At 66.5% G+C, this 7,582-nt stretch carries 6 protein-coding genes; 1 reads left to right on the top strand and 5 read right to left on the bottom strand.

From position 1 onward, the window contains the following. Nucleotides 1-137 precede the first annotated feature (137 nt). The 3 genes from WAW17_RS15450 to WAW17_RS15440 form a co-directional block, all read right to left on the bottom strand. Nucleotides 138-2,501: a helicase-associated domain-containing protein gene (locus WAW17_RS15450; RefSeq protein WP_422333825.1), complete on the bottom strand. Its 2,364-nt coding sequence runs from the start codon at nt 2,499-2,501 to the stop codon at nt 138-140. A gap of 28 nt (nt 2,502-2,529) precedes the next feature. Next, nucleotides 2,530-3,036, bottom strand: coding sequence for a DUF1360 domain-containing protein (locus tag WAW17_RS15445; RefSeq protein ID WP_422333824.1), 507 nt, complete (start codon nt 3,034-3,036; stop codon nt 2,530-2,532). Nucleotides 3,037-3,109: 73 nt separating this feature from the next. Then, nucleotides 3,110-3,826, bottom strand: coding sequence for an SOS response-associated peptidase (locus WAW17_RS15440; RefSeq protein ID WP_422333823.1), 717 nt, complete (start codon nt 3,824-3,826; stop codon nt 3,110-3,112). Between the two features lie 184 nt (nt 3,827-4,010). Here WAW17_RS15440 and WAW17_RS15435 point away from each other — a divergent pair, with 184 nt between their 5' ends. Then, on the top strand, nt 4,011-4,691 hold the full coding sequence (locus WAW17_RS15435; RefSeq protein WP_422333826.1) for a TIGR02206 family membrane protein: 681 nt from the start codon (nt 4,011-4,013) through the stop codon (nt 4,689-4,691). 5 nt (nt 4,692-4,696) lie between these two features. Here the strand turns inward: WAW17_RS15435 and WAW17_RS15430 are convergent, their stop codons facing one another. Beyond that, nucleotides 4,697-5,581 (bottom strand): SPFH domain-containing protein, encoded by an 885-nt coding sequence (locus WAW17_RS15430; protein WP_422333822.1) that lies wholly within the window; start codon nt 5,579-5,581, stop codon nt 4,697-4,699. 106 nt (nt 5,582-5,687) lie between these two features. Further along, nucleotides 5,688-7,454, bottom strand: coding sequence for an FtsX-like permease family protein (locus tag WAW17_RS15425; RefSeq protein ID WP_422333821.1), 1,767 nt, complete (start codon nt 7,452-7,454; stop codon nt 5,688-5,690). Nucleotides 7,455-7,582: the final 128 nt, after the last annotated feature.

The following is a 7,582-nucleotide window of genomic DNA, read 5'->3' as shown; positions in this document are numbered from 1 at the left end:
GTGTACCTCGAAAGTGTCGTCCGGAATAACCGACAAGCGGATGTCGCACTCGCGTGTTCGCCACAGTGGTCGCTAGCACCGGACACTCGCCGAACCTTTACTCGATACCGGGCGCCTTCCCCGAGCTTCCCCGTCGATCAGCCCCGTCGATCAGCCCCGTTGGCCGGAAACCGCGATCTGCGCCACCGGGAAGTCCTCGAACCGTTCGGTCGTGGTACTCCACGCGGTAATAGTGTCCCCGTGCAGCTTCGCGCTGTGACCAGGTGCGTGCGCCCGCAATGGGTGATGTGCGCGGGCCGGCCCGCCACCAGCTCCCAGATCGCGTCGGCCTCTCCACGGCCACGCAGGGCGGCGAAAAGCTGGTACTGCCCGGCAGGTTCGACCGGTGAGCGGACGGCCGTGGCGGCGAGGCGACGGGCATGCCGGTCGGGATCGGCGGGGGCAATCCCGATAGCTTCGAGCTCGCGGACGTCCACGTCGGCTTCGGACTCTGTGGTCGGCGGCGCCGAGATCCGCACGCTGCCGTCCACCTCGCGCACAACGGGCGCATAGCCGGCGGCGCGCAGCGCGGACAGCGTCGTATCGGCGTCGCTGCGCGAGGCCGTCACCGTCGGGGCGAGCGGAGCCAGGCCCAGCTTTGCGAGTTTCCGGTTGCCCACCAGCTCCAGCAGCAGCGTCGGGTCGTCGGCGACGACGGCGCAGCCTAGCTCCACCACACCCAGCTGCCCGTGGGTGCGGGCCACATCTCCGATCAGGTATTCCAGCGCCTGCGGTATGCCCGCGGGCGCGATGGATGTCAGCTCACCGATCAGGTCCGAAGCGGTGCTCCCCCGATCGAACGCGGCCCGGATGCTGTCCGGGGTGAACCGCCAGGTCGTGGCCGCCCCGCGGGACTCCCTGTCGGCGACGCTGTCCAGGAAGCGCGACAGGTCGGTGGCCGGCGGGCCGAGCACTACTGCGGTGAGATCAGCACCGATCACCGCGGACGTGTGGGCGCCGGACATCAGCTCCGAAGTCACGGACACGAGGTCGCCGGTGTGCAGGGCACGGCACAGCGCAGTGGCGGCGCCCAGCGCCAGGACGCCGAGCAGCTCGGCCTCGCGGACGGTCGCGGCGAGAACGTCCTCGACGACGTCCTCCCCTATCAGCGGTGCGCGCCAGTCGAGCACGGGGACCAGTTCCGCGATGTCCGACACCCCCCGACCCTGTGCCAACGTGGCATACACGTCGACCAGTTCGTGACGCACGTGCCGGTACACGGCCGACTCGCCCAGCTCGGTGGCCACTGCCGAAGCCATCAGCACCGAACTGTCCGACTGCCACCAGGTTCCGAGGAGGGCGCGTCCCCGGGTCGCGGCCTCGGCGGATCGCCACGCCGACGCCGCGGGACCGGGAATCAGGCCGGGTGAAGGTAGCGGCGGCGGCCGCTTGCGCCCACGGCCCTTCGGAGGTGCCGGCGGTGGTGCCGGCGCGAGCACCGCGGCGGCCAGTGCCAGCTCCACGGCGAACCGCACCTCGTCCACCTCGACGTCCCAGGTCTTCGCGAACGTGCGCAGCGTGCGCAGTCCCACCGCGCCGGACTTGATGAGTGGAATCGGTTCGGTCGCCGCCGTATCCACCAGCCCCGAGACCCGCTCGATCATGCGCAGCAGGCGCGACGCGGCCTCGGCGTCCACGTGCTCGGTCGGCACCGGATGGTGCGCGAGGGGCGGCGGGTCGGGATGGAACGGAAGCCGCCACTGCGCGCCTCGCAGCGCCAGCGACACCTCGAGGGGCAGGTACGCCGCGCCGTCGTAGCTGGGCCACAGCACCCCGTGCGCGACAGCCCAGTCGCCGAGCTGCTCCCGTGCGCTCACAGGGTAGGAGCCGAAGTGCATCGGGAAGTATTCCAGCGCGACTCCCTGCTCGGCACACTCGACGAGCAGGTCACGCTCACGTGGTGGCGCGCTGTCGACGAGAGTGCGCACCGCATCAGGATCGCAGAAATAGGTGGCGAGGCGATCGACCATCACCTTCTTGGAACCGTCACCCCGAACCTTCAGTCTCGCGGCCAGCCCGCGCAGCTTCTCCAGCGTGGCCTCCTCGAGAAGCACCCGCACGGGTCGGCCCAGGCCCGCGCCCACCGCCGGAAACTCGGCGGGTGTCGTGATCTCGCCGTCGGAAGTGCCCAGTGTCAGGGCGCATTCGTGCAGGTCGTCGAGGAACGTCTGGACCATCCCGGGGTCACTTCCCAGCCACATCGACACACTGGCGGCGGTGACCGGGAGCCCCAACTGCTCGACCAAGGTGAGAGCGCCCAGCACCTCGGTGTGCGGCCGAGGCAGGCGAGTGTAGGTGAACACGATCGATTCCTGACTGTGCAGGCGCTCGGCCAGATCGGCCAGGTCCGCCGGCCACGGCAACGACAACGCCTCCGGGCGCCGACGTAGAACCGTGGCAAGTCGATTCTCGTCGAGTGAGCTCACATGGACGAGCAACGCATCGATGTCATGGACGGGCATGAACCTGAGACTAACGAGTGCGCCCCGGTCATCCCTCCGCGATCTGCTGCGCCTTCGCGTAGGCGAGTTGGAGGAAATCCGCGCCGGACAGCACCGCGAGTGAATCCACCAGCATGCGTGTGGCGCGCGGTGCGAACACGTGCCCGGCGGCGAACGCGGTCACTACCCACACGTCGAAGCAGAAGGGGCAGCTGAGCAGCGCACCGATGCTGTGTGTGATGCCCTCGGCTTCGCGCGGTTGTTCCATCACTTCGCCCGGCCCGCCCTTACCGGTGTAGACGGTGAACGGTGACCGAAGGGGGCTGGTGATCGTGTCCTTCGTGATCGTCCGCGAGAGCTTCTGAGCTGCGAAGGCGGTCACGAGCAGCTGTCGCGCGTTCATCGTCCGCGGAAGTTCCCGATCGGTCAGGGCCGTCATCACACCGATCACTGCCACGAGCGACCCGTAGGCGATCATCGTCGACAGATAGCCGCCGAACGCCCGCTCATGTTTCCGAACTTCGTGCTGGTGCTCCGGTTCGTATGCCGGATCCATAGGTTTTCTCCTCGTGGCTCGTCCCGGGTCCCGCGTACCCGGAGAACGGACTGGGCAACCAGGTCCGTGGTGTCTATCTGTCCGGCTTCACCGGTTCGAGCAGGCTCGGGTCGTTGTTGCGTGGAGAGTTCACGGCCGTACTCACTTGATACGGATGCAGGCGTGGTTCCGGAATCGACGCGATCAAGGCGTCGATCTGTTCTCGTTCGGTGAGGGCCGGGTCCAGCCAGTGTTCCCGAAAGTTCGGTGGCAGCAGCAACGGGGAGCGGTCGTGGACGTGCCCCAGGGCGTCGGTGGCCTGCGTCGTCAAGACCGTGGTAGTCCACAGCCACTTGTGCGGGTCGTCGTCGGGACGATCAGGATCCGGCCACAACTCGTACAGACCGGCCATCGCGAGCACGCCGTCGCCGTGCAAGAAGTACGGAATCTTCTTGCCGTCCCGCTTCTCCCACTCGAAATAGCCGTCGGCAGGAACGATGCACCGGCGGCGGCAGGCCGCTTTCCGGAAGGCCGGTTTCTCGGTGATCGATTCCGACCGCGCGTTGATCAGCCTGCTCCCGATCTTGGTGTCCTTCGCCCACGCGGGCACCAGACCCCATTTCACGGTGCGGATCTGGCGGACCGGTTCGGCCTCCGGATGACCTCGCGGAGGGCGCTCGAGCACCACCCGCACCTCCTGTGTGGGGGCGATGTTGTAGGACGGCGGCAACTCCTCACCGACCACCTCGTCGACCTGGAATATGTTGCGAAGTTCCTTGTCTGTGGTGGTGCTGGCATAACGTCCACACACGTTTCGGTCCTCCTTGCGCGAGTGTCATGGTTCCACATACCCGGACCGGTCCCGGCTCACCCGAACAACCATGACCACGTCGTTGGGGCTGTGCGTGTGGAACAGTGTGATCACGTCCATGTGATCACGTCCATCGCGCGTGTGAACGGCAAGAACGTGCGACGAACCTGCGGAGTTGATTCACTTGTTCGCTGCGCAACGGGAGTTCTCGATGTACGGCCCTTCACACTGGGCCGTTATCGTTCTGTTCGCGGCAGGCTCCGCGTTCCTGGTCTGGGTCGGACGGAGGCAGACCGAAGACCAAGCCCGGCGCTTCGGCCGGATCCTCGGGGTGCTCACTGCGGTGATCTACGGCTCGGTGCTGATCTACACTCTGATCCCGCCCACCGTCGGCAGCTCGGTGCCGCTACGTCTGACCGATCTCGCGACCGTCGCCGCTGCCTACGCATTGTGGTCGCAGCGGCACCGGCCCTTCGCGCTCACGTACTACTGGGGACTGGTTCTGAGCACCCAGGCGTTGATCTCACCGGCCCTGAACAGTCCCGATTTTCCCCACTTCGAATTCCTCGCCTTCTGGGCGATCCACCTGCTCGTCGTCTGGGCAGCTATCTACCTCACGTGGGGGCGAAGGATGCGGCCCGGGTGGCGCAGTTACCGCTTCACGGTCGCGGTCACGGCGGTCTGGGCGGTGGTCACCTTCACGTTCAACAGTATTGCGGGATCCAATTACGGCTTCCTCAACAGGAAACCGTCCACTGCGAGCCTGCTCGATGTGATGGGCCCATGGCCGGTGTACGTGCTGATTGCCACCAGCCTGATACTCGTCGTGTGGGCCCTGATGACCTGGCCCTGGGAGCGGAGATGACCCGCTCACTTCGCGGCGGCAGGGGTGACGGGTCGTCCGTCGGACGGCTCACCGTCCACTGCCGGCGGCGCTGTCGCAGCGCCGTTACGGAACGACACCTCCGGGGTGGAGGGCGTCGGTTCTGCAGCAGCCGATTCCCGGGCGAGGAATGCCCCGAGCTCCCCGATGGCACTCATGATCGGGGCGGGGAACACCACGGTGGTGTTCTTCTCGACTCCGAGTTCCACCAACGTCTGCAGATTGCGCAGTTGCAGCGCGAGCGGATGGGCCATCATCGTGTCGGATGCGTCTCCCAACGCGGAGGCCGCCAAAGACTCCCCCTCCGCCGCAATGATCTTCGCTCGCTTCTCCCGTTCGGCTTCGGCCTCTCGGGCCATCGCACGCTTCATGCTCTCGGGAAGCTGGATGTCCTTGAGTTCGACCAAGGTGACCTCGACACCCCACTCGAGGGTGGTCGTATCGAGGATCTGCCGGATGCTGCTGTTGATGATCGAAGTCTCCGCGAGCACCTCGTCCAGCGAATGCTGTCCCACCACGTTACGAAGAGTGGTCTGGGCGATCTGATTGATTGCGGCGTCGACGTTTTCGATGGCGACAACCGACTTGCGCGCGTCGACCACACGGAAGTAGGCCACGGCAGCGATATCGACACTGACGCTGTCACGGGTGATAATCCCCTGAGACTGGATCGGCATCGTCACGATCCGCATCGACACCTTGGTCAGCCAGTCGACAACCGGGATTATCAGCCTCAACCCGGGTTCGCGCACTGCGATGATCTTGCCGAGCCGAAAGTGAACTCCCTTTTCGTACTGCTTCACCACACGTAGCGAGAGCGCAAGAACGAGCACTATCGCGACGATCACGACGACGGCAACTACACCAGGCATGACGACTCCAACGCTGACCGATCTGTGTCACTGTCCATCGAACCTCCAGCCCGTCGCAATCGACAGGGTCGACAGTCACCACTTCGACGGACCCGCGGCGACTCCCTCATTCCACCACCCGCAGCGTGCCGGGCACGTCCATGCGCCACAGCCGGCGCAGGGTGAGCAGTGGGGCGACGGCGACGGCAATCACGCCGAGCACGACTGCGGTGACTACCGTTTCGGCGCTGATGATGGTGTCCAGGGCCAGGTCCGGCATCGTCTCCTGCCACACACTGGTCATGAGCCAGCGGGTGATCCAGGCGCCGAGACCGAGACCGATGATCGTGCCGAGCAGCCCATAGAGCAGCCCTTCGGCGATCTCCAGCATCATCACCCGTCGCACGGGCAGGCCGAAGGCGAACAGGGTGGCCCGTTCACGGGCGCGCTCATCAGCATTGATGCTGGTGGTGTTATAGGCCATGACCAGGGCAAGGAACAGAATGAATGCCTCGGCGATCTGGAAGATGGCGGTGAACTCCCCGATGCTGTCGCGGACGACCTGGCTCGATGCAGCTGCCGGCTGCACCGAGCTGACGCCGGGAAGGTCGAACAGCTCGCGCTCGACGTCGTCGGTGGTGCTGCCCGCCGCCGGCACGACGAACAGCTCGTTCGTGAGGCCTTCGGCACCGAACGCGGCGAGCAGTGACCGGTCGAAGTAGGCATTGAAACGGAACGGGCTGGGGTGGATACCGGCCACCGGCACGGTGCTGGTGGTGGTGACGAAACCGGTGTCGTCGCGGGCAGGGTGGGTGAGTTCGACCGTGTCACCGACCTCCACACCGAGGTCATCGGCCGCAGACCGGGCGATGGTGATGCCCATCCCGCTCGAGCCGCCCTCGACGGTGGGGGCCCACACACCGTCCTCGAGATCCAGCGCCTCGAGCAGCACGTCGAATCCCTCGTTGCCGCGGACCGCCAGCCGGCCTCCCATCTGAAGCACGGGCGACACCTCGCCCACACTGTCGGCTCCGAGCACAGCGGCCACCTCGGGCCCGTCGGCCTGCACGATCGAGTCGAGGCCGACGATGACCCGGTCGGGATGCTCGCCCAGAATCTCGGTCTCGTTGCGGTCCATCGTGCCGGTGAACGAGTCCAACATGCCCAGGGTGGCCACGAGCGTGGCGATGACGGCACCGATGCCGAGTGCCGTCAACAGGGTGCGCCGTGGGGTACGCAGGATGTTGCCCAGGGGCATGCGGCGGAAAGCGCTACGTGGCCACGGCAGCAGCCGCAACAGACGCGACAGTCCGCCGCGTGCAGTGCGGTGGGTGGTTGCGATCGCATCGACGGGGCTCATGCGCACCGAGCGCCACACCGGCCAGGCCGTCGCCACCAGCGGGATCACGAACCCCAACGCCGCCGCACGGACGAACGGCGCCCACTGGAATTCCGTGATCCGCACCGGCAACGCCAGCAAGGTGGCGAATATGGGGCCGATCAGGACCACGGCCAGCGCGCCGACAGCGACACCGAGCACGACGCTGGCCACGGCGATCTCGATGCCGACGAGCATCGGTCGTAGCCCCAACTGGACCCGCGTGGCGCCGAGGGCCATGCCGATACCCAGTTCGCGGCGCTGCGACTCGACCATGCGGGTGGACAGGTTGAACGCACCGAAGGCGGCGCCGATGAGGATGAGACCCGCGAATACGTTCCAGAACCGGGCGTCCGATTCGATGTCGTCGTAGAGGACCTGATAGGTCTGGTCCTCCCCCGTGGTCATCACCGTCACGCCCTGCCCGGTGCCGGACACGTCGAAGGCCTGCTGCAGCTCGGATCGCACCGCCTCGACATCGGCGTTTTCGCGCAGGGTGAGCACCAGGTCGTTCACCCGGCCCGGGGCGGCCGGCGATCTCCTGCGCTGTGGTCAGAGACGTGAACAGTGCGGCGAAGTTGGCCTCGGCGAAGAAGCCCCCCTCCTCGGTGGTGATGAAGAAGTACTCGGGTGCCATCCCGACG

The sequence above is a fragment of the Rhodococcus sp. (in: high G+C Gram-positive bacteria) genome, assembly GCF_049286785.1.
GTDB lineage: Bacteria > Actinomycetota > Actinomycetes > Mycobacteriales > Mycobacteriaceae > Rhodococcus_F.
The sequence above is the reverse complement of the archived record's forward strand: the minus strand, read 5'-3'. Positions and strand labels throughout refer to the sequence as shown.